Below are 21799 nucleotides of genomic sequence, written 5' to 3' on the forward strand. Positions count from 1 at the left end.
TGCAGCACATGCAAAAGGCGCTCACGCAGATGAACATCCAACTGGCCAATGTCATCTCCGACGTGGTTGGCGAGACGGGGCAGAAAATTCTGCGCGCCATCGTGGCTGGAGAACGTGACGGGCGGGTGCTGGCCGCGATGAAGAATGTGCGCATCCATGCCAGTGCCGAGGACATCGCCAAGAGCCTGCAGGGCAACTGGCGAGCTGAGCATCTGTTTGCACTCAAGCAGGCGCTGGCCTTGTTCGACTTCTATGGCGCGCAACTGACCGAGTGCGACCGGGAGATTGAGCAGCAACTGCAAAGCCTGCAAGTTCACGACGGCGAGCCCGCCAAGGGCAAGAAGAGAGGCCGCGCGCGCAATGCCCCGAAGTTTGATCTGCGCACGCAGCTGTTCAAGATGTGCGGCGTAGACCTCACGCGCATCGACGGTATCGACGTCACCACAGCGCTGGTGGTGGCCTCAGAGGTGGGCACCGATATGTCACGGTTCCCCACGGACAAGCACTTCGCCTCGTGGATGGGGTTGTGCCCGGGCACCAGGATTACTGGCGGCAAGGTGCTCTCCGGCAAGACCAAGCGCTGCGCCAATCGCGCCGCCCAGGCTCTGCGATTGGCTGCTGCCGCGTTACGCAGCAGCCAATCGGCGCTGGGCGCATACTTCCGTCGGATGTGCTCACGCATGGACAAACCCAAAGCAGTGACAGCCACCGCTCACAAGCTGGCTCGGTTGATCTACGCAATGCTGACCAAGGGCGAGGAGTACACCGACCAGGGGCAGCACTACTACGAGGAGCGGTACCGCGAACGCGTGCTACATCAGTTGAACAAGCGCGCCGAAAAGCTCGGTATGAAACTCGTCGCCACTGAGCAGCCTGCCTAAAACACTCATGCTAAATCAATCACTTGGTAGGTGTTTCTTAAGAGGGTGTTGTGCGCCAAGAAATATCAATTTTCCGGTGATGCGCTATACAGTCACGGAGGTATAAATTTATGAGGCTTTGATAGGGAACCCCAGCTTCTTCAGCCATTTTCTTAAAGTAACCAATGACATCTTCGCTTAACCGCATAGTTACGGACTTTTTTAATTTTGTGGCATATGGATTCTTTCGAGATTTCATTTTTGAAAGGTCGTATTCAGTTTTCATAGCTTTGCTCCTGGGTAGTATTTGCCCTCTTTTTTCGTGGCCTTTCTTGCAGAGATGATGCGAATAACGTTTCCGTTTTCTCGCTCACAGTGGCACACAATTAGAAGGCGAGCCTCGTCACTGAAACCAAGCATAAGGAAACGATCTTCAGATCCAGAGCTTTCGTCATCGAAGAACTGCGCCGCGAACTCATCATAGAAGACGGAGCGAGCCTCTTCAAAAGAAACGCCATGCTTCTTCTGGTTTGAGGCGGCCTTGGCTTGATCCCACTCGAACGTTATCATAAATACATTGTATGCACGATTTCGGGTAAGTCAAGAACCCTAACGACCAAGTTGTGCGGCGCAAATGAAGCGCAGCGTAATTTGCGTCCGAACGAGCACCTTGTTAGGCGCCGTCTCTTACCACACGCGATTCAGTCATTAGCTGTTCGCCTTTTGGTGTTAACGACCAGAATAAAGCCATTCCACCCTTTGTGGTTTGCGTATATACCGTCTTCACCAACCCATACGCTTTGAGCTGGATCGTGATGGTTTTGAACTCTTGGTCATTGATGGATATTGAGCTGCCACTATCACTATAGTGGACCCCACAGTCAAGACAATAATGCATCGAGTTTAAGAGGGTAACCTTTCACATGCAGCAGAACGGCGCTGCCCCGTTATTGCTTCTATTTTTGAGTGAGTTTTTTCTGTCTCACTGAATTTGTCTACAATGCTTGCACCGCCTCCGCTCGCTGTACGGTAAACCTCATCAGGCGTAATGTAGTTCAATGATTGGTGTATTCTTTCTGTGTTATAAAACACAAAATATTCCGTCAATCCCAGCAGTAATTCAGGCATCGTGGTGTAGCCTTTCAGATACACATCTTCGTGTTTGACGCTACGCCAGAGCCGCTCCACAAAGATGTTATCCAGTGCCCGCCCACGTCCGTCCATGCTGATGGCAATACCGCGCGCCTTGAGGACGCCCGTAAAAGCTTCACTGGTAAACTGGCAGCCCTGATCGGTGTTGAATATCTCGGGGATGCCATAGGCCAGTAGCGCCTGCCCCAAACAATCCACACAGAACACGCTGTCGAGCGTGTTCGATAATCGCCATGCCAGCACTTTGCGTGAGTACCAGTCGATCACTGCCACCAAGTACACAAACCCCCGCGTCAGGCGGATATACGTAATGTCAGTACTCCACACCTGGTTGGGTCGTGTCACCACCACGCCTCTGAGCAGATACGGATAAACCTTGTGCTGCGGGTGCGGTCGGCCGGTGTTCGGCCCCGGCGCCATGCCTGCCAGTCCCAATAGTCCCATCAACCGTTGCACCCGCTTGCGATTGATATTGTGACCTAAACCTCGCAGGTAATGCCGCATCTTGCGGCTGCCGTAAAACGGATGCCGTGTGTATTCGGCATCAATCGCCGATAACAACGCTAATTCCTGTTCGCCCGGTTTCGCGGCCATTTGCGGCGCGTAGACGGTGGAACGGGCAATACCCGCCAGTTCACATTGCCGGGTCAACGTCAGTGGCTCGATGGCGCTGATCCATTGCTTACGCGCCGCTACTGGCTGATCCCGGACTTTTTTTGAGCCAGTCCAGCTCCATCTTCAACCGCCCGATCTCAGAGTAGAGTCGCTCAGGACTCGCCGAGGGGTCGGCAGGCTTCGGGCCGCGCTTGGCATCAAACAGGCTGGATGCCTGCTCCAGGAGATCTTTCTTCCATACCCCAACCTGGGTCGGATGAACCCCAAACTCCTGACCAATTTCGTTCGCTGTCTTGACCCCTCGGATCGCTTCAAGTGCAACCTTGGCCTTCAACTCACCACTAAAATTCTTCCGCTTCGTTTCACTCATGACCTGCTCCTTTTTACAGCAGGCTACCATCTTAATTTACTGTCCGAAAACTGGGGTCCACTATAGGCTGGACGCTTACTTTCCATCAAAATTCAAATCCGCAAGAAGGGCGTAGGGTTCACTTGGCCCTTGAAATTGACATTCAACTTTCACCCAACTCCCGGAAAGTTTAATGGCATGCGTTTTATCGCCTTCTGATGAATAGTAAACGCGAAGCTTGAGTGATTTCAGTATTTCGCTCATTGCCAACCCAGGCTGAAGGCTGCGAAATTTGGGTCTTCGTGAAATCGAGTGGGTGAAATTTAACATGAAAACCTCCGCAAGCCTTGTGGCATCAGGCAAAATGCATCCTGCACCTGTTGCAGAAAATGGGAGGTTTTTTCAATGGCTATTTCACGCAAACCCAAACGCATTCTCGACGCATATCGATTCCCCTGTTTTCGCCCGCTGGAAAAGATACGCGGCATCTTTGGCGACTCCAAAGCACGGATCATCACGCTCGTTCGGCGCTCAAAAAAACGGCCTGCAACAGTTGCGGCAGAACGCGCTCTGGTTGGTACGACAAGAGGCTTCGACGAGTTCGCGACCTCTCCTGTGGCGACACACGTATCTATCTGGAAATCGAAATTCGACGGGTGCTTTGTCGGCACTGCGGGAAAGTGAAACGCGAACGACTCGACTTTCTCGCCGACAACCCACTCTATACAAAGCGATTTTCTTGGTATGTAGGCAGACGGTGTCGCGCCAGCACGGTGTCGGACATTGCCCGCGAATTGCTTCTGGACTGGCACACCGTCAAGGAACTGGACAAGCAATACATGACCGCGCAACTGGAACGCGCCGGAACGCCAGCACCCAAGGCCATTGGCATCGACGAAATATCGATTCGCAAAGGACATACCTATCGCATTGTAGTCAGCGACTTGATCCGTGGTCGTCCCATCTGGTTTGGCGGTGCCGACCGTTCGGAGGACAGCATGCGACAGTTCTATGACTGGCTAGGGAGAGAAGAAATCCAAAGGCATTTGTCTTGCAGTGATGGATATGTGGAAGCCCTTTCGTAACGTAACCAACGAACGCGCCCCGCAGGCGGCCATCCTGTTCGACAAATTCCACATCATGAGCCATCTCGGCGATGCTCTGGATAAAGTCAGAAAGATGGAATATGCACGTCTTCAGGGCAAGGATAGGCGCTACATTAAGGGGCAGAAATACGTACTGCTTTCCAATCACGAAAATCTGACACTGGACGGCAGACGTTCTTTGAAGGCTTTGCTGGCAGCGAACAAACGGCTGAACACGGCGTACCTGCTGAAAGAGTCGTTTGGCCAGTTGTGGGATTACAGGAGCGAAGCATGGGCGCGGTGTTTCTTCGAGAATTGGAAAACCAGCCTGAAGTGGCAGCGCCTGAAACCTTACGAGAAATTTGCCGAGATGGTTGAGCGCCATTGGGATGGGATCGCAGCCTATTGCAAGCCAGAGAATAAAGTTTCACTCGGCTTTGTTGAGGGGCTCAACAATAAGATATGCGTCATCCAACGCCGTGCATATGGTCTGCGCGATGAAGAATATCTGCGACTAAAAATACTCACGTCTATGCTCCCGAGGCTCTAAAAAACATGAAATTTACCCACACGATCACGCGAAGAGCCAATAAAGGGTTGAGACGCCGTACTTGCTAACGGCATTTACGTCAGCCCCGTAATTGAGAAGTAATTTTACAATTTCAACATCGCCCCGTGCTATTGCCTTGTGAAAAGGGGTTTCTCCATCACGAGTAGTTTTCGCGTTGACGTTCGCTCCACCCTTTATAAGAATTTCAACTACTGTTTTTCTTGTGTCATTTTTTCCGTATGATACGGCACCATGTAGCGGAGTATAACCTTCGTTATTGCCAGCATTTACATCTGCCTTATTAGCAAGTAATAGCTCGATAATTTTTATTGCACCTTGAGAAGCGGCTTGATGGAGGGCTGTACCTCCGTGCATATTTTTGGCGTTGGGCTTGGCGCCATGACTCAATAGGGCTGCCGCAGTGGAGAGGCCGTAATCGCTTCCTGCCGCCGAATAGAGCGCTGTGAATCCTGCACGATCAGCAGCATTTGGGTCAGCTCCTCGCGCAAGAAAATAATTCATCACTTTGATATTGCCTCGCCCCGCAGCCGTCATTGGCGGATACCATCCCGTTGGCGATGGTGCGTTTACCTTCGCTCCATTTTCCACCAAAAGTTGTGCTATCTCTACGAAATCACCATTCACGCCGGCAGAACTTAAGGGCGAAGAGCTTCCCCCTTCAACATCTGCGCCACGAGCTATTAGCAGTTTAGCGACAGGGAGGTTGTTCGACTCGGCGGCATAATTCAGAGGCGTCTTGTACGACCTGCCTTCACCTGTTTTTTTGTTTACGTCGGCTCCATGCGAGATCAAGACATCTGCAAATTCCACTAAGTCAACTTGTTTGCCAAATCCATTTACACCACTTGCCGCCCAATGCAGCGGTGTTTCTCCATAATTAGTAGGTGCATCGTAACTACTCACTCCCTTCACACGAAAAATAACTTAAAAATCTCTTGACAGGTTTTTTCTATCGAAAAAACCACTTCCTTATCTCGGTGTAAAATCTATTCTCTATTGCCGCTGGCAGGGGCTTTGATCTCTTCAATGAGCCGCCTTGCCATTTCAAGTCGAAAAAACCATTTCAGCCTGATCTGACCGTTATCAGGGGGTCGAAAAATGCCATGTTATCCTTTGGCTATTCCAAACGTATAGCCCCCCATTATTAATGGCAAGCCTAGACAAAACCTCGGTCAGAAACGAAGTCAGCCGGTTGAAAGCGGATTTTGAGCAGCTCAGTTGCGACGGTAAAGTGCCTCGCGAAACTCAGGTGCTTATGAATAGCATGTTCATGATGATGGAGCTGATGCTCTCCATTTTTCTGGAAAGAATAACCAAGAAAGACAGCCGCAACTCCAGCAAGCCCTCCTCCCAAACGGAAAAGGACGACTCCTCGTTGAGTCATCCGGGGAGCCAGGGTAAGGGGAAAAACGAAAACGGCGCCCTGCTGAAAAACACGCGCGTCAAAGAGAGTGTGACTCTTTCTAGAGTCCGCCTCTGCGATGTATGTGGCGAAGATCTGGATAATACGCCCTGTAGTCACCATGAAAGACGGACGAAGATCGATATTGTTTTTGAGAAAGTCGTTGAGCATGTGGATGCCGAGGTCAAGCAGTGCCCGGTCTGCGATGCGACGGTCAAAGGGAAGTTCCCGGCGGATATGCACGGCCCGTTGCAATACGGCGATGGCTTAAAGGCCTTTGTCATCAATTTACTGGTGTCTCAGATGGTCGCGATCAATCGCGCGCAAACGCTGCTGACCTCCATGATCGGTGTTGTGATCTCTGAAGCCACTCTTCTGGCTTTTGTGCTGCGGCTTCATCGTGCCTTGGAGCGGTGGGAGCAGCACGCCACCGCACAGCTGCTGAAAGCACCCTCTATGCATGTGGATGAGACCTCCTTGCGGGTGGATAAGCAAAACCACTGGATACACGTGTACTCCGCAGGGGAGATCACCCTCAAGTTTTTACATCGAAAACGGGGCACGGCAGCGATCACGTCGATCGATATTATTCCGCGCTACGATGGCGTCATCATTCATGACTGCTGGTCATCCTACTTGTCCTATGATCACTGCTCTCACGGCCTGTGCGGCTCGCATCTGCTGCGCGAATTGACGTTCATTGTTGACGCCAATGACTATGCCTGGGCGCGCCACATGAAACGCCTTTTACAGGAGAGCTGCGCCACCGTCTCCAGAAGCACGGAAAAGAGATTGACCGATGAAGCGCTGGCGCGGTTGCAAAAGCGCTACCGCACGATTCTCACCCGTGGCGAAAAAGAGCTTCCACCTATTCCCCAAAAGCCCAGCGGGAAACGCGGCAAACTCGCCAAGTCAGATGCACACAATCTGCTGGACCGATTGCAAAAACATGAGGCATCCGTCCTGCTGTTCGCCAAAAACCCTCATGTCGCCTTCACCAATAACCGGGCCGAGCGTGATTTGAGAATGTCCAAGGTGAAGCAAAAGGTCTCTGGCTGTTTCCGCTCAGAGATTTATGCTCAGGCTTATTGCCGAATATCAAGCTATCTGCAAACTATGGCCAACAAGGGACATAATCCTCTTATTGCGATTCAAATGGCTCTCGCGGGTGAGGTCAACATAATCGGGGGTGAGTAGTTACTTTTCGACTTGAAATGGCAAGGCGGCTCATTGCCGAATCTGGCTTTGCCTTCAAAACGATTACACGGAACCCAAGCAAGGCAATCAACACCAGCATGGCAGTAAAGCCGAAACCAATAAACAAGTTGATCCTGATTGGAGCAGACGCCGGATGTTCAAACTGGATGTAGTAACCCAGATAACCAAGAAAGCTTGCACCAAGCCCAAACGCGGCGAGAAGGATGTCGGTAGCAAGCTTAGTGAGAACGGACGTTACGGCAAAACCAGCGGAAGACAAATTTCGGTTTTCAGGAAGTTTCAGCGAGATATTTTTCGAGAAGCAACCAACGATCCAGAAAATCAGGCCAAAGGAACCGAGGACATTCCAATATTCGCCTTTGTTACCTCCACGCACCGCATCGGAAACGTATTGCCCACCGTTTTCATTTGCGAGAGATGCCAAATAGTAAAATAGAAAAGCAATTCCAGCCCAAAGCACCAGACGATAAAGTAGGTCGCCGACCGGATGTTTCTCCAACAGCTTAGCAAAGTCGAATGTCATGATGGCTAACGTTAAATTAAGGGGCACGCCAACGATGAAGTCGGAACAACGCCCCTGCGTTGATGCAACCCATGACATAAAAATGCCTCGCCAAGGCGTGTCCCCTTGAATGCAATGTTAGAACGCGGCGGTGCAGCGAACGATAAACATGAAAAGAACTCTGCACCTGGCACCGCCACTGTTTTTCAAACCTTCGATAGGATTACTGTACTCGAACCGTTTACCGTTGAACAGCGCCCGTGAACGGGCTTTATCTGACGCGGCTAAAAAAGGCCTTGCTACCGGCGGCGCCGCCCGAAAAGAAATGACGCTGATGGATAGAACTTTTTGGCTGCAAAGCTCACAGGCACCGGAAAGAAATAACACCCCTGGCAAAAACGCTGCTCCTGGCGCCGCCACTGTTTTTAAAACCCTAAATTAGGATTACTGCACCTGCACCGTTTACCGTTGAACAGAACCCATGAACGGGCTTTATCTGACGCGGCCAAAAAAGACTCTGCTACACGCAGCACCGCCCAAAAAGAAATGACGCTGCTGGAAGGGGTGCTTGCTCTGGCAAAGCTCAAATGCACTGGAAAGAAATAACACCATTGGCAAGAACCTAAAACCAAAAGCCACCCGTGTGGCTGATGCCAGACTCTCGCCAACACGCTCGACAGAACTACAGCCTGATGAGCGCTCTAACGTGAGAATTAAGGGGCACGCCAACGATGAGGCCAGAACAACGCTCCAACACTGACAATACCCGACACCCAAAAATGCCTCGCCAAGGCGTGTCCCCTTGAATGACGTGTTAGCCAGCTTGCCTTAATGACTCTGCAATAACTTCTGGGTGTTTGAAGGCAATTTGTATAAGTGCTTGGGCTGCGCCAGAGGGTTGACGACGTCCTTGCTCCCACTCTTGCAATGTGCGTGCAGAAATATGCAGAGCTTGAGCAAACTGTGACTGAGAGAGGCCAGTTTTGAGGCGAGCAGCAGCTACCTCATTAGGGGCGACCTGGGTGGCGCGAGCAGCTTTGCCAGCCTTCATTTCACGAACCGACCGCAGAAGCTTTTCACCAAGCTCTTCTCCTGTCATTACTTTGCGCTTATTCATTTTCAATGGCTTCCCGAATAGATTTCAGTATGTGAGGCGGGATGTTTCCGCGAACACTCTTTGCATATATGACCAATAGCCATAATTCACCATTGGTAAGTCGAGTGAAGTAAATAACACGGACACCACCACTCTTGCCTTTTCCCGGCCTGCTCCAGCGCACTTTACGGCAACCGCCACTGCCTGGAATGACATCCCCTACTTCTGGATGGGCGGACAACCAGGCACAGAAGGCACCTCGTTCTTCCTCTGTCCAGAGGTCTTTGGCATCTGCCGCAAAGGTTGGGGTTTCTACAATCGTAAACATTCAGATAATATACGTCATTGACGTATTATTGTCAAGCCTTCTCAAAGGGCTAACGTAAGAATTAAGGGGCACGCCAACGATGAGGCCAGAACAACGCACCTGCGCTGATGACACCCGTGAACCTAAAAATGCCTCGCCAAGGCGTGTCCCCTTGAATGACGTGTTAGGCTCACTTAGCCGTGACTGGCTTCGGCATGCAACTTCAGTCCAAGTGCCCCGATGACTTTGAGGATGGTGTCAAAGCCAGGGCTACGGTCGCCAGAAAGCGCCTTGTAAAGACTTTCACGGGATAGCCCGGCATCTCGTGCGACCTGTGTCATGCCCTTGGCGCGAGCAATATCGCCGAGCGCTTTGGCAATGAATGCGGCATCTCCGTCGGCTTCCTCAAGGCAGGCTTCAAGATAAGCGGCCATTTCTTCAGGGGTTCTTAGGTGTTCAGTGACGTCATAGCGAGTGGTAACAATCTTGGCCATGCTGGTTACTCCGAAAGATTACGTGCGAGGCGCAAGGCGACCTTGATGTCCTTGGCCTGGGTGGTTTTGTCACCACCGACCAGCAGAATGATCAGACCTTGACCTCGCTTCTTGAAATACACCCGGTAACCGGGGCCATAGTTGATTCGCAACTCCGAGACACCTTCGCCAACCGGCTCGACGTCTCCGGGGTTTCCAGCGGCGAGCCGTTCGATTCTTACTTGGACGCGCGCTCTCGCCTGAATGTCGCGCAAGGCATCCAGCCATTGCGCGAAGAGGTCTGTTTTGCGAATTTCAATCATGGAGCAACTGTATCCCATAGGATACAAATTGTCAATGCCATGTACGCTGCCCTGAGGCGCCTAACGTTCAAATTGAGGGGCGCCGCGCTTTTGCGGCGTCCCTCTCGAATGCGTGGTTGGGCGTCATGCACGAGGTCACCTCTTGGTGTCGGATGAAGCAGCAGCGGACGCTACCCATTTGCCCTGTAAGTAGGAGAAGTTCTGGCCGTCAACCACCACTTGGGCACCAGTCGAAAACGTTACTAGGCCATCCAAACCCGTGATCTCGGCGTCACCGCTGATTATGACGATCTTCTTGCCATTGGCCAAGAATGTGCCAGCACATTCATACTTTCCAGACTTCACCCGCAGTCTTCCTGCGACAATCTCCACCCACACATTCGGATCCTTTGCGCGTTCCTTGTTTGCAGCGGGGTCTGTGTCATCGACGGCCAGCTCGATTTTCTTGGCGGTAATTGATGCCGTGCCAGACACAGTAGCCGACTTGTACGTATGTTCCAGCGTCACGTCCTTAGCATCTGACTCCGAGAATGCAATGCGAACAGGGTATTCCTTCGACGGTGTCAGTTCGCCAGGCGGGAAGCCACGTTTGTAGTAGCGTTTAATGGTGTCAAACGCAGCTCTACTGATTCCCGTGGTCGCATCTGCGACGAACGATGCTGGTACGGCTGGTTCAGCCGCGATCGACCGTGACAGCGCCCCGAACAGAAGTGCCAAAAGGAACAGCAGTCTCTTTGTGCTTTTTACCCGATTCATTTCTCTCTCCTTGTGCTTTGGTTGAAAGTTTCAGCTCCCTACGTTTAGCGCCCAACGTAAAGCTAAGGGGCGCGCCCCTCTCGAACGTCATGTTGGGCCTATTACTTTGACAGCTTGTCATTGACGTAATGGGAATCTGTTTTCTTCTGAGCGACTGGTCGCAACTTTGCCTTGTATAGCCAGAACGCTGCCAGGAGGCCAAGACCGATGCCAACAAGCCCAAGCGCAAACCCAACGAGCCAATCAGGGGTATCCCCAAGATCGGATTCAGCTAGGCGCGGGATGATGCTTCTGATAAACAGAAGCCACGGTAGGCTAGGCGCTAGGAAGGCAAGGACACCGGCGATTGCCCACGAGATGCCGTTCTTGCCAACAGCACGAGCTGAGCGAAAGAACCAAACGGCGACGATGATGGCGATGATTGATTGCATGTGATGCGTCTCCTTGGTATTGACGCCCAACGTTAAATTAAGGGGCACGCCAACGATGAAGCCGGAACAACGCCTCTGCGTTGATGATACCCGGCACCCAAAAATGCCTCGCCAAGGCGTGTCCCTCTTGAATGCAATGTTAGCGTAGTAATCGGCCCGTTGCCGCAAATCGCGCCGAAGAAACACGTGGTGGCCACGTTGTGGCAAACTGGAATGCGGCGCTGGGGAAGACCGGAATAGCAATGGTGCACATTGCCCGCATGTTAGCGTGGTCATGGGTGACGTCATCGACATTGGTGAATCGATTCGCAGGCCATTGGCCGACGGTTCGATATCCCGTTTAAGAGAGTGAGCAAGACGACGTACCCGATCCGGCGCCACATTCCACAACGAATAATGGAGCAAGTCATGGCGCAACGCAATCGATCGCTGAGTTTGAAGTCCCCGACGTCCCGACAGGCCTTGTGCCTGACCCACCCCAACGCTGCCGGTATCGACATAGGCAGCGCCGCGCATTTTGTGGCTGTACCGCCTGATCGAGACGACGAGCCGGTGCGCGAGTTCCCGAGTTTCACCGCCGATCTCAATCGTCTGGCCGACTGGCTGGCCGCGTGCGGCGTGGACACCGTGGCGATGGAGTCCACGGGTGTGTATTGGATCCCCTTGTATGAACTGCTGGAGGCGCGTGGCTTCACCGTGCTGCTGGTCAACGCACGGCATGTCAAGAATGTCTCGGGCCGCAAGTCCGACGTGCTGGACTGCCAATGGCTGCAACAGCTCATGAGCTACGGCCTGTTGCACGGCGCGTTTCGTCCGGCCGACAACGTATGCGCGCTGCGCTCGCTGTCGCGCCAGCGGGCGATGCTGCTACGCAGCCAGGCACGGCATGTGCAGCACATGCAAAAGGCGCTCACGCAGATGAACATCCAACTGGCCAATGTCATCTCCGACGTGGTTGGCGAGACGGGGCAGAAAATTCTGCGCGCCATCGTGGCTGGAGAACGTGACGGGCGGGTGCTGGCCGCGATGAAGAATGTGCGCATCCATGCCAGTGCCGAGGACATCGCCAAGAGCCTGCAGGGCAACTGGCGAGCTGAGCATCTGTTTGCACTCAAGCAGGCGCTGGCCTTGTTCGACTTCTATGGCGCGCAACTGACCGAGCGCGACCGGGAGATTGAGCAGCAACTGCAAAGCCTGCAAGTTCACGACGGCGAGCCCGCCAAGGGCAAGAAGAGAGGCCGCGCGCGCAATGCCCCGAAGTTTGATCTGCGCACGCAGCTGTTCAAGATGTGCGGCGTAGACCTCACGCGCATCGACGGTATCGACGTCACCACAGCGCTGGTGGTGGCCTCAGAGGTGGGCACCGATATGTCACGGTTCCCCACGGACAAGCACTTCGCCTCGTGGATGGGGTTGTGCCCGGGCACCAGGATTACTGGCGGCAAGGTGCTCTCCGGCAAGACCAAGCGCTGCGCCAATCGCGCCGCCCAGGCTCTGCGATTGGCTGCTGCCGCGTTACGCAGCAGCCAATCGGCGCTGGGCGCATACTTCCGTCGGATGTGCTCACGCATGGACAAACCCAAAGCAGTGACAGCCACCGCTCACAAGCTGGCTCGGTTGATCTACGCAATGCTGACCAAGGGCGAGGAGTACACCGACCAGGGGCAGCACTACTACGAGGAGCGGTACCGCGAACGCGTGCTACATCAGTTGAACAAGCGCGCCGAAAAGCTCGGTATGAAACTCGTCGCCACTGAGCAGCCTGCCTAAAACACTCATGCTAAATCAATCACTTGGTAGGTGTTTCTTAAGAGGCCTGGGAAGACACTGCACAAGACGTACCCACCCGCCAAAACTTTGAACAACATTAACAGGCTGATGTTACTCGCGCCAGTGCGAACCCTTTGCGCGTGACCCCGGCTTGCGTCACGCGGTGGAGACGACGATAACTGAGGGGTAACACCACAGATCGGAGAACCCCCATCATTACTCGCAACCTTAGCGTGTCGCAAACGGATAAAAGGCTGGGAAGAACCCTGTACCCGAAGCGACCCTCGCACAGATAACGCTGGGCAGGACGATGCCGCCGGAATCTTGCCAACACACTTGGCCGAACCAAAGTCTGATGACCGCCTAACGCAAAGCTAAGCGGCGGCGCAGCCGTCCGCTTGAGCGCCGGGTTATGCCTGCTTGTGTGTGATCTCATCGCTGATAAGCTCGCTGAGTCTTGAGCTTTGAACATAGTCGATGAGCTCGAGCCGCTTTGACTTGGGATTGAGATAGATCAGCTGTTGCCAATCCATCGGGGGCAGCTCGCGAGATTCCAGTAAACTCGAAAGCGGATCAGCGCCACCACTAGCATGATGTTGGAGCATTAATAATTCGAATTTCTCGATCGCCAACACAAAGTCTTCAGATGTCACGTCCCGCGGAAAGAGGAGAGTGATTTTGGTCCCGTGCACACTCTGTGCTGTGATCGAGAATGACCTTGAGAAGGGTGATTCCTTTACAACCCCTCCGCGTCCGTGGACGGCCCTCTCGATCTCGGGCTTCGGGCCAAAGAACTTCTTCCAAAGCTTTCCGGTTGCGGATTTCAAAATCGCATAGTGATCCTCCGCCATTTTCTTAAGGATGGTTTCAAAGTACGGCTTTGCGATGAACAGGATTATTCCTGTGGGGATTAGCCAGTCGAGTGCGGCAAACGGGCCTTCGGGTGGGCGGCGCACAACGGTGGTATCAATGTGATCTCTCGATAGGTCACCCAGAAACGCGGTGAACTGCTCCTCTGACGCGTCCTTGTCGATTAGTAGCGATACTGACGCAGTTGTGGTCATTGTCATCTCCTCGGTGTGACACAGGTATAACGTGAGAATTAAGGGGCGCGCCAACGACGAGGCCAGAACAACGCCCCAACGCTGATGAAACCCACGAACCTAAAAATGCCTCGCCAAGGCGTGTCCCCTTGAATGACGTGTTAGGCCCGACGCGCTCTGAGAGCTATGTTAGACCAACGCGCTCAAGAAAAAAGCCCGTTTTATTTCCTTGCGCTTGATGCCACCCGCACAAAAACTAGCCAAGTCGAGAAAGCCAAAAAAGTTACCCAATGCTTGCCAAGAAACGACTCACCACGGAGAGGAGTGAAGCTTGTCCGCGACCGCTGCACTTTCCAGCAAGCCGCACTCCTTGGCCAGAAATAGGCTGAACGTGTGATGCGACGTGTTACTCCTGCACTGAAAAGTAACTGCTCTTTTCAGATTGCCTAACGTAAGAATTAAGGGGCACGCCAACGATGAGGCCGGAACAACGCCCCTGCGCTGATGAAACCCGTGACCTAAAAATGCCTCGCCAAGGCGTGTCCCCTTGAATGACGTGTTAGGCGTCTCAGAATGAGGCGATAACGCCGTGACCCCATTCGTCCAAAACTGGCGCAGTTTCATCTGGCCTTTTCCTATCAGAGTAAGAAACGCTCTGCTCAAAGAGCATCATGCGTGAAAAAATGTACCGCTTCTTATCCTCGGGAAGGCCTTCATACCACGTCGGATTCAGCGCGAAGTTCTCAGTATTGTCGAGCACAGCATGAAGGACTGCAGAAGTGAGATTGGAGCCTGCAGCAACGGAGTCAAAGAAGCGTGAGGGAGCGGAATTGGCTGAATCCAACCACGAGAAGACCGCAGCAGCGCCAGTTTCAACCGGGATAACAGACATGCAGATCTGGCTCATTTCGGCTTCAAGATCTTCGAAATCTTGCAACTGAACACCGTTCATGTCAAAGAAGGGTTGGAATGCTGCGGTTGCCAGCACTGACGGCGACTTTGGAAAGAGTATTGCACGGGTAATTAACCGTCCCCATGCCTGGTTCATTAGGTGGCTATCAAGTGATGCCTTCAGCCCTTCCGCCTCTTCGGCTCCGCGAAGCGATGCTGCTTGAAATATAAGTGCTGCTTCGCTGAGCCTGAGCTTCTCTTCAATTCCGTGAATGTCTGCATAGTCGTCCGGCGATGGAAGGGTCTCGTACTGCTTCCGCTTCAGATAGCACTCGCGCGCCGCACCTCGGTACGCGAGCATGAAGATCTGTTGCCGACCAAATCGAAACGGTTCCGTTTCGAGGCATGCGAATAGCTCACGATCATGCTTTTGGCAGAATCCGTTGAATACTGACACGTCGCGCAGACCACGCCTCTGTATCTCGATAGGAAACGTGTCTCGCGCAATGCGCTTGGCCTGCCCTGCGGAATATACGTGCGAATCTACGGCAATTTTTCGAAGCATCGCTTCCACAGAAAGGGTATGAGCGGAGATGATTGACCCTTCGTGATCTGCGTGTGGTGCCATGCAGACCTTCGAGCTGAATCGCTTGCGGAAGCGATCGATCATTTCCGCTGCCGCTTTTGGATTGTGGAGATCAGAGAGAGACATGTTGGAGACGCCTAACGCCGAATTAAGGGGCACGCCAACGAGGAGGCCGGAACAACGCCCCTGCGCTGATGAAACCCATGACTAAAAAATGCCTCGCCAAGGCGTGTCCCCTTGAATGACGTGTTAGGCCTGGGAAGGCGCTGCACAAGACGCGCCCACACACCAAAACCCTTGAACGCAACATTAACAGGCCAATGTGACCCACCCCGGCTTGCGTCGCGCCGCATGGCGTGGCGCAAACGGAAAGGGCTACAGCGTAAAATCTGCCCGCAACCACCGCGCCGCTGCCCGCACTCCTTGGCCCGCAATGGAATGGGTGCGTGATGCGAAGAGCACCGTTCTTTTGCCTTGCGCTTGATGCCACCCGCACAAGAAACGTGCTAAAGCATAGAAGCTAAAAAGTTATCCGGCACTGGCACATCATAGGACGGAGTGAAGACTGTCCGCAACCGCTGAGATTGCCCTCTGGCCGTAACCCATAACCGGAGAGAGGACGAAACTCAGTGGGCAACGAAGTAAATACTTCTCGGGCATTCTTGAGCCAGCTTTCCGGAACTTACCCACACACCGAAAAACGAACACGCTTTTCAGATTGCCTAACGTAAAGTTGAGGGGCGCGCCGCTTTTGGCGCGTCCCTCTCGAACGCGTTGTTGGACAATGCACTCTCAGAGGGTCGCATAGTGATCGGTGCCCCTAGGTTCAATCCTCATGCTCCAGAGTTATGACGACATTTCCCTTCTTGCGCCCGGTGTCGACGTAGCGGTGAGCTTCGGCGATCTGCTCGAACGGATAGCGCCGATCGATGACGGGTTTGTATTCTCCCGCCTCCGCCAGCTTCGCAAGGAAACGCAAATCCTTGGCGTGCCCGGTTGCCGGTCCAGCGATGATTTTCTTACTGCTCGCCATCGACACCCATGGAGCCCGAAGCATTGCTGGCAGCCCTGCTAAAACCAGAAGCAGGCGTCAGCCCTTCTTTAACGAATCCTTGCTGCGGGAGAACGGGGCCGTGCCGGCGGTATCGACAATGACATCATAGGTTTCGCCATTGCACGTGAAGCCCTCTTTGGTGTAGTCGATGACCCGCGTCGCGCCCAGAGATTTCACCAGTTCCAAGTTCGCGGTGCTGCACACCCCGGTCACCTCTGCTCCGAAGTGCCTGGCAAGCTGCACCGCCGCGGTGCCTACCGCGCCGGAAGCGCCATTGATAAGCACCCGTTCCCCGCGCTGAAGTTTTGCCCTCTTAAAGAAACTCAACGCCGTGGTGCCACCAAAGGAAAGTGCGGCGGCTTCATCGTAGGTCAGGTTGTGCGGTTTTAATGCCACTGCTCCGTCTTCCGGCATGCATTTGTACTCCGCATGACAACCCATGCTGAAATCGCTAAATGCAAAGACCGGGTCGCCGACTTTGAATTTGCTGACCTGTTTGCCGACCGACTCAATTTCACCGGCGAGCTCGGTTCCTAGAATCGGCTGCCTGGGTTTTGAAATTCCAAAAATCAAAGGCGCAATGAGTCCGAAGCCGGAAGGCAGATTGAGACTTCGCACCCTCCAGTCCCCGGATGTCACCGTTGTCGCACGAATTTTTATCAGGACTTCATTGTCCTTGGGGACAGGCGTATCGACCTCCTTCACCTGAAGAACATCGGGTGGCCCATATTTTTCATACACAATTGCTTTCATACGTTATCGCCCTCGAAAGTTGCTTTGAACCGCAGTCTTTCGCATTGTCCAACGTAAGAATTAAGGGGCACGCCAACGAGGATGCCAGAACAACGCCCCTGCGCTGATGAAACCCATCACTTGAAAATGCCTCGCCAAGGCGTGTCCCTCTTGAATGACGTGTTGGACGTCAATGCGCCGCAGCCTGCGGTACGTCAAAAGCAAGGATCGCCAAGAACAACTCTCGATTCTTGTCGTCCTTGTGGGCGAAACAATAACGAAAGACTGTCTCAGTCGAGCCAGCTAACTCGCGCTTGAAATTGGCGTGATTCTTCGCCGTCTCGGGAATGGCCGCCAACACGCGCGAAAAATCTTTGTTCCTGTTAAAGACAACCACGGCGACCTTTGTGTCTCTCCACGATGTGTAGCCGAGGAGTTGGTCGATAGTGTCGGTGAGCATCTTCGGCCCCGACCAGAATTTGCACTCGGCGATAAAGATGTTTTTACCTTCAGATCGGACAAGAATATCCGTCTTTCCCTGGTAGTTGAACGTCTCGCCCGTTGCCTGACCTTCGTAGTGTCCGTTCAGTTGAACCAAGAAATGCGATCGGATTGACTCTTCGTCCATAGTGACGAATGCCGAAGGGCTCCGCTCCATGACTTCAACCATGTTTTGGAGCACTCCAAGGATGTGCTCATAGTCTGCATTTGAAAGAGTTGGTTCGGGTTTGTATGGCGCTGAACTGGCCGCTGGTAGCGTGGGAGCAATTTTCTTCCGTACTTCAGGGGCGGCAAACGTTTGTTGTGTCCCCGGACGTTCCTTCATCTTGAACCCGAGGCCGCCAACAAGGTTGCGATCAGCGAGCAACTTTTGGCGGCGCGATTCGATGGTCGATCGGACCTGATTTTGTAGCTGGGTCTTTAGCCCTGCCACATTCCCGCGAAGCGTGGAGAGGTGATTCTGGATTTCATTGACGGTACGATCAATTTCCGAACGTACTCCGTCGGCGTTGAGGTTGGTTCCGACAATCCGTAAGGCAAGTACATTTCCCCCTACCTCAGCACGAGGGGGACTCATTGTGTACGCTGTCGGTTGAATCTTGAATGCCTCAGCTTCGCCCGTGAACGGTATCTCCACCTCTATTTCGGTTCCTGTGATGTGGACAGGTTTGCTGCGGTCACGGATCATGCGGTTTTGATCTTGACTGATGTCAATCTTCGTTTCGCGTTGGTCAACGATGATTTCATCGGTAAGAAGTGTCGGAATCTCAATTTGAAACTTTTGTTCAAAGTGGCTGGTGAGATCGTCCACTGATGTATTGAGTAAGCGGTTTCCGTCCATAGCCTCAACGGCCTTGCGCATCTCTTGAAGCTGGTTTCTCTCTACATCGTGCCAGTTAGCGTCGGAGAATAGATATTGTCGATCTCTCATGTACGTAATCCTAGATTTTTGACGCCCAACGTGGAGTTGAGGCGCCTGCGCGGCTTTTCGCGCAGGTCGCCTCGAACGCAGGGTTAGGCGCCGACATTGGAATCGGCGGCATTGTGTCGCAGCCGCATCTCTACACACTTCTGGATATATTGGTCAGAAAACGCCTGAAGTCGACTCTTTCGAACCAAACGCTGCTGCGGAGAAGTACGTTCAAGTCTTCGCGGTAAATGCTGTTCGATAGTAGGACCGAGATGAGTGCTGACTACCCCAGTCGATTTCAGCGCCCATGAGCCGTTGGCTCGGCCATCTGGCAACTTCTCGATCAATCCGCACGACACCTCGGACAGAAACAGTTGAACAAGCTTGTCCCGCGTTGCAACGTACGGCCACACGAGTTGATTGGGCGTCGCCGTCGGGAAGATCGAAACTGCGGGCAAAGCTAAGTCATTCGACAAGTTCAGTACCTTCTTCTTCTGTTTCTCGAACGAAGCTTCAAGTTTCATTTCATCGCGGACCTTCTCCAGATCGCCTGCCCGAAAAAGGTCCGGGCGTTCTCTGGTTAGGAAGAGCAACGCTGCGAAATAGAACTGTAGTTGAAGGTACGGTATATCCGAACTCTGGATCATGCCGGACAGCCATTCAAGCTTTTGTGAAGCGGGAACGTCTTGGTGATACAGGAATATCATTGCACCGAGATAGCCGGATAGCAAATCGATGTTTGAAATGAGTTGTTCCTTTGCCGAGGCCAGCGCTGAATCGAACGCCGCAGCACCAACTTTTGCAGCCGACCAACCGAAGTTCTCTTCAAGATATTCGCTGTACGCATGGAGTACCGCTGTTGCACCGGCGTACTTCTGTCTCTGTTCAATCATCGCGAAGACTGGATTTAGTTCTACCGGTTTGGCACGAAGAAGATCAATCAGGAACTTGTTGTTGCTTGGCCGTCTATTCTCAACCAGATCGGAGAGCACATTGTTGTCAAGCACCAAAGAGTGGATCACGCGAATTCCAGCCGGTACCACTCCAGTGCTGTTTAGCAATGGTCGAATGTAAAGAGCATCGTCCTCGCTAGGTCGGACTGAATGAGTTTGTCCATCAACGATCCATTGCTCCTCAAGGAGCGGGGTGACAAGTTGCATCGTTTTGTGCCCTAGTGTGCATAGCGTAGTGATAGAAGGCGCCTAACGCTGAATTAAGGGGCACGCCAACGATGCGGCCGGAACAACACCCCTGCGCTGATGAAACCCGTGAACCTAAAAATGCCTCGCCAAGGCGTGTCCCCTTGAATGCAATGTTAGGCAACTTTATCCAGCTCTGCACTTCGCGGGAAAATGTCGAGGGCCCACAAAGCGATCCAAGTATGGTCAAGCTCAGTAGCGAAGTCATGCATGGTCCTCCCAGTAGCCCGATAAATCAAAGTACTTTCTTGCGAAAGAGCTGAGTTGATCCGGGGAGGGCTGCCACCTGCCATAGATTCTTGCCCGAATGTAGTCCGGGCGTTCGCACGATTCGTCGAGTTCGACGAGTTCGAGCGCTCCAGGTTGCCAACACTCCAGGATGTCAGCCACTAGAACCTCCCCCGAAACTTTAATATTCCACGACCCATCGAACTCGGGGCAGAACCTCAGGGACCGGTTCTCTGAGTCGCACCAGAAGATCACGTCATCCAGTTTCATAGTAAGAAGTGAATCAGTGCTCTTCAGGAAGTACCAGACGAAGTCAACGTATCTGCGGCATTCATCAACGCTCGGTGGAGCACGATCCATATGCTCGATTGAGTTTCGTATCTCGAACAATTCCTTCAGCAATGCAGGTCGAATTATTCCGTAGAACTGAAACTTCTCTAGCGTCTTCTTTTGATTTAAAAATGGCAGCGCGTCAAACGAGTAGGCATTCGAAAGCGCCTTCAACCGGTGATTGACTGCGCGCTTCAAACCAGTGATCGCGTCCGCAAGAGAGAACTCAGAGCTGCCTGGAGAGATCAACGAGCTCGCATGCCGCCATATATCGTGAGCTCTCCCGACGATGCGCTCTTCTTCATCGTCTGAAAGACCAGAGCCATTGTCGCTGTAGTAGTTCCAATCCAGGACTTCACCACAAATGAACATTGAAGAACCTACAGGTTGTGGTTGCCTAACGTTAAATTAAGGGGCACGCCAACGATGAAGCCGGAACAATACCCCAATGCTGACGAAACCCGTGAACCCAAAAATGCCTCGCTAAGGCGTGTCCCCTTGAATGCAATGTTAGAACGCGGCGGTGCAGTGAATTATGAACATGAAAAGAAGTGAACACGTTGCACCACCGCTGTTTTTCAAGACCTGGAAAGGATTACTGTAGCCGAATCGTTTACTGTTTAACAGCGCCCGTGAACCTGACTTTACCCTGGAGAGTCGAGAAACCCGCATCGGCGGGGACACGGCCCAAAAAGAACCGGCGCGGCGAGAAAGAACCCTTGCGCTTGCAAGGCTTGACGACACCGCAAAGAAACAACGCCGCTGGCAAAAACACCGCGCCTGAATGCCGCCAATGCGCCCAACAAAATAAACACCTTATGAGCGCTCTAACGTTAAATTAAGGGGCACGCCAATGATGAAGCCAGAGCAACGCCCCAACGATGACGAAACCCGTGAACCCAAAAATGCCTCGCTAAGGCGTGTCCCCTTGAATGCAATGTTAGAACGCGGCGGTGCAGTGAATGATGATCATGAAAAGAATTGAACACTTGGCACCGCCACTGTTTTTCAAGCCCCGAATAGAATTACTGTAGCCGAATCGTTTACTGTTTAACAGCGCCCGTGAACCTGATTTTACCCTGGAGAGTTGAGAAACCCATACCAGTGGGGACACGGCCAAAAAAGAACCGGCGCGGTGAGAAAGAACCCATGCGCTTGCAAGGCTTGATGACACCGCAAAGAAACAACGCCGCTGGCAAAAACACCGCGCCTGAATGCCGCCAATGCGCCCAACAAAATAAACACCTTATGAGCGCTCTAACGTTAAATTAAGGGGCACGCCAACGATGAAGCCGGAACAATACCCCAATGCTGACGAAACCCGTGAACCCAAAAATGCCTCGCTAAGGCGTGTCCCCTTGAATGCAATGTTAGAACGCGGCGGTGCGGCGAATTATGAACATGAAAAGAAGTGA

At 52.9% G+C, this 21799-nt stretch carries 23 protein-coding genes and 1 pseudogene; 6 read left to right on the forward strand and 18 right to left on the reverse strand.

What is annotated here, in order from left to right; genetic code table 11:
- Positions 1-881, forward strand: an 881-nt coding sequence (locus tag M3A44_14960; protein MEQ6342898.1) for an IS110 family transposase, incomplete at its 5' end; no start/stop codon positions are given.
- A 37-nt stretch (positions 882-918) separates the two neighbouring features.
- Here the strand turns inward: M3A44_14960 and M3A44_14965 are convergent.
- The 4 genes from M3A44_14965 to M3A44_14980 all read right to left on the reverse strand — a co-directional run bounded on the left by M3A44_14965 (position 919) and on the right by M3A44_14980 (position 3306).
- The gene (locus tag M3A44_14965) at positions 919-1146 is read right to left on the reverse strand and encodes a BrnA antitoxin family protein (GenBank protein MEQ6342899.1); all 228 of its coding nucleotides are present in this window, start codon (positions 1144-1146) and stop codon (positions 919-921) included.
- Positions 1143-1430, reverse strand: a complete 288-nt coding sequence (locus tag M3A44_14970; GenBank protein ID MEQ6342900.1) for a BrnT family toxin — start codon at positions 1428-1430, stop codon at positions 1143-1145. The genes M3A44_14965 and M3A44_14970 overlap by 4 nt, the downstream gene beginning before the upstream one ends.
- A gap of 333 nt (positions 1431-1763) precedes the next feature.
- Positions 1764-2997, reverse strand: a protein-coding gene (locus M3A44_14975) for an IS3 family transposase (GenBank protein MEQ6342901.1) whose coding sequence is annotated in 2 segments (ribosomal slippage) — positions 1764-2706 and positions 2705-2997 — 1236 coding nt in all. Because the reading frame shifts where the segments join, the coding sequence is not laid out codon by codon here.
- Between the two features lie 75 nt (positions 2998-3072).
- A complete protein-coding gene (locus M3A44_14980) occupies positions 3073-3306 on the reverse strand; it encodes a hypothetical protein (protein MEQ6342902.1) in 234 nt (77 codons plus the stop codon).
- Positions 3307-3323: 17 nt separating this feature from the next.
- Between M3A44_14980 and M3A44_14985 the strand changes: the two genes are divergently transcribed.
- Positions 3324-4061, forward strand: coding sequence for a transposase family protein (locus M3A44_14985; protein MEQ6342903.1), 738 nt, complete (start codon positions 3324-3326; stop codon positions 4059-4061).
- Entirely contained in the window at positions 4042-4611 is a 570-nt protein-coding gene (locus M3A44_14990) for a transposase (GenBank protein ID MEQ6342904.1), read from the forward strand. The genes M3A44_14985 and M3A44_14990 overlap by 20 nt, the downstream gene beginning before the upstream one ends.
- Before the next feature lie 24 nt (positions 4612-4635).
- Here the strand turns inward: M3A44_14990 and M3A44_14995 are convergent, their stop codons facing one another.
- On the reverse strand, positions 4636-5535 hold the full coding sequence (locus M3A44_14995; protein ID MEQ6342905.1) for an ankyrin repeat domain-containing protein: 900 nt from the start codon (positions 5533-5535) through the stop codon (positions 4636-4638).
- Positions 5536-5779: 244 nt separating this feature from the next.
- Here M3A44_14995 and M3A44_15000 point away from each other — a divergent pair, with 244 nt between their 5' ends.
- On the forward strand, positions 5780-7231 hold the full coding sequence (locus tag M3A44_15000; GenBank protein ID MEQ6342906.1) for an IS66 family transposase: 1452 nt from the start codon (positions 5780-5782) through the stop codon (positions 7229-7231).
- Here M3A44_15000 and M3A44_15005 read toward each other — a convergent pair.
- The gene (locus tag M3A44_15005; protein MEQ6342907.1) at positions 7209-7853 is read right to left on the reverse strand and encodes a hypothetical protein; all 645 of its coding nucleotides are present in this window, start codon (positions 7851-7853) and stop codon (positions 7209-7211) included. The genes M3A44_15000 and M3A44_15005 overlap by 23 nt on opposite strands.
- A gap of 70 nt (positions 7854-7923) precedes the next feature.
- Between M3A44_15005 and M3A44_15010 the strand changes: the two genes are divergently transcribed.
- On the forward strand, positions 7924-8196 hold the full coding sequence (locus M3A44_15010; protein ID MEQ6342908.1) for a hypothetical protein: 273 nt from the start codon (positions 7924-7926) through the stop codon (positions 8194-8196).
- Positions 8197-8568: 372 nt separating this feature from the next.
- Here the strand turns inward: M3A44_15010 and M3A44_15015 are convergent, their stop codons facing one another.
- The 6 genes from M3A44_15015 to M3A44_15040 all read right to left on the reverse strand — a co-directional run bounded on the left by M3A44_15015 (position 8569) and on the right by M3A44_15040 (position 11140).
- On the reverse strand, positions 8569-8871 hold the full coding sequence (locus M3A44_15015; GenBank protein ID MEQ6342909.1) for a helix-turn-helix domain-containing protein: 303 nt from the start codon (positions 8869-8871) through the stop codon (positions 8569-8571).
- Positions 8864-9178, reverse strand: a complete 315-nt coding sequence (locus M3A44_15020; GenBank protein MEQ6342910.1) for a type II toxin-antitoxin system RelE/ParE family toxin — start codon at positions 9176-9178, stop codon at positions 8864-8866. The genes M3A44_15015 and M3A44_15020 overlap by 8 nt, the downstream gene beginning before the upstream one ends.
- Before the next feature lie 173 nt (positions 9179-9351).
- A complete protein-coding gene (locus M3A44_15025) occupies positions 9352-9591 on the reverse strand; it encodes a putative addiction module antidote protein (GenBank protein ID MEQ6342911.1) in 240 nt (79 codons plus the stop codon).
- Between the two features lie 65 nt (positions 9592-9656).
- Positions 9657-9953: a type II toxin-antitoxin system RelE/ParE family toxin gene (locus M3A44_15030; GenBank protein ID MEQ6342912.1), complete on the reverse strand. Its 297-nt coding sequence runs from the start codon at positions 9951-9953 to the stop codon at positions 9657-9659.
- Between the two features lie 135 nt (positions 9954-10088).
- A complete protein-coding gene (locus M3A44_15035) occupies positions 10089-10709 on the reverse strand; it encodes a hypothetical protein (protein ID MEQ6342913.1) in 621 nt (206 codons plus the stop codon).
- A 101-nt stretch (positions 10710-10810) separates the two neighbouring features.
- Positions 10811-11140, reverse strand: coding sequence for a hypothetical protein (locus tag M3A44_15040; GenBank protein ID MEQ6342914.1), 330 nt, complete (start codon positions 11138-11140; stop codon positions 10811-10813).
- A gap of 408 nt (positions 11141-11548) precedes the next feature.
- Here M3A44_15040 and M3A44_15045 point away from each other — a divergent pair, with 408 nt between their 5' ends.
- The gene (locus tag M3A44_15045) at positions 11549-12910 is read left to right on the forward strand and encodes an IS110 family transposase (protein MEQ6342915.1); all 1362 of its coding nucleotides are present in this window, start codon (positions 11549-11551) and stop codon (positions 12908-12910) included.
- A 410-nt stretch (positions 12911-13320) separates the two neighbouring features.
- On the opposite strand, the gene M3A44_15050 is transcribed toward M3A44_15045, so the two are convergent.
- The 6 genes and pseudogenes from M3A44_15050 to M3A44_15075 form a co-directional block, all read right to left on the reverse strand.
- On the reverse strand, positions 13321-13974 hold the full coding sequence (locus M3A44_15050; GenBank protein MEQ6342916.1) for a hypothetical protein: 654 nt from the start codon (positions 13972-13974) through the stop codon (positions 13321-13323).
- Between the two features lie 547 nt (positions 13975-14521).
- Positions 14522-15556 (reverse strand): hypothetical protein, encoded by a 1035-nt coding sequence (locus M3A44_15055; protein MEQ6342917.1) that lies wholly within the window; start codon positions 15554-15556, stop codon positions 14522-14524.
- A 700-nt stretch (positions 15557-16256) separates the two neighbouring features.
- Positions 16257-17237 (reverse strand): annotated as a pseudogene (locus M3A44_15060) (NAD(P)-dependent alcohol dehydrogenase).
- A gap of 169 nt (positions 17238-17406) precedes the next feature.
- On the reverse strand, positions 17407-18648 hold the full coding sequence (locus M3A44_15065; GenBank protein MEQ6342918.1) for a hypothetical protein: 1242 nt from the start codon (positions 18646-18648) through the stop codon (positions 17407-17409).
- An 83-nt stretch (positions 18649-18731) separates the two neighbouring features.
- Positions 18732-19787 carry a hypothetical protein gene (locus M3A44_15070; GenBank protein ID MEQ6342919.1) on the reverse strand — a complete coding sequence of 352 codons (1056 nt, stop codon included), beginning with the start codon at positions 19785-19787 and terminating at the stop codon, positions 18732-18734.
- A gap of 243 nt (positions 19788-20030) precedes the next feature.
- Entirely contained in the window at positions 20031-20756 is a 726-nt protein-coding gene (locus M3A44_15075; GenBank protein MEQ6342920.1) for a hypothetical protein, read from the reverse strand.
- Positions 20757-21799 lie beyond the last annotated feature (1043 nt).

Source organism: Gammaproteobacteria bacterium (assembly GCA_040183005.1).
GTDB lineage: Bacteria > Pseudomonadota > Gammaproteobacteria.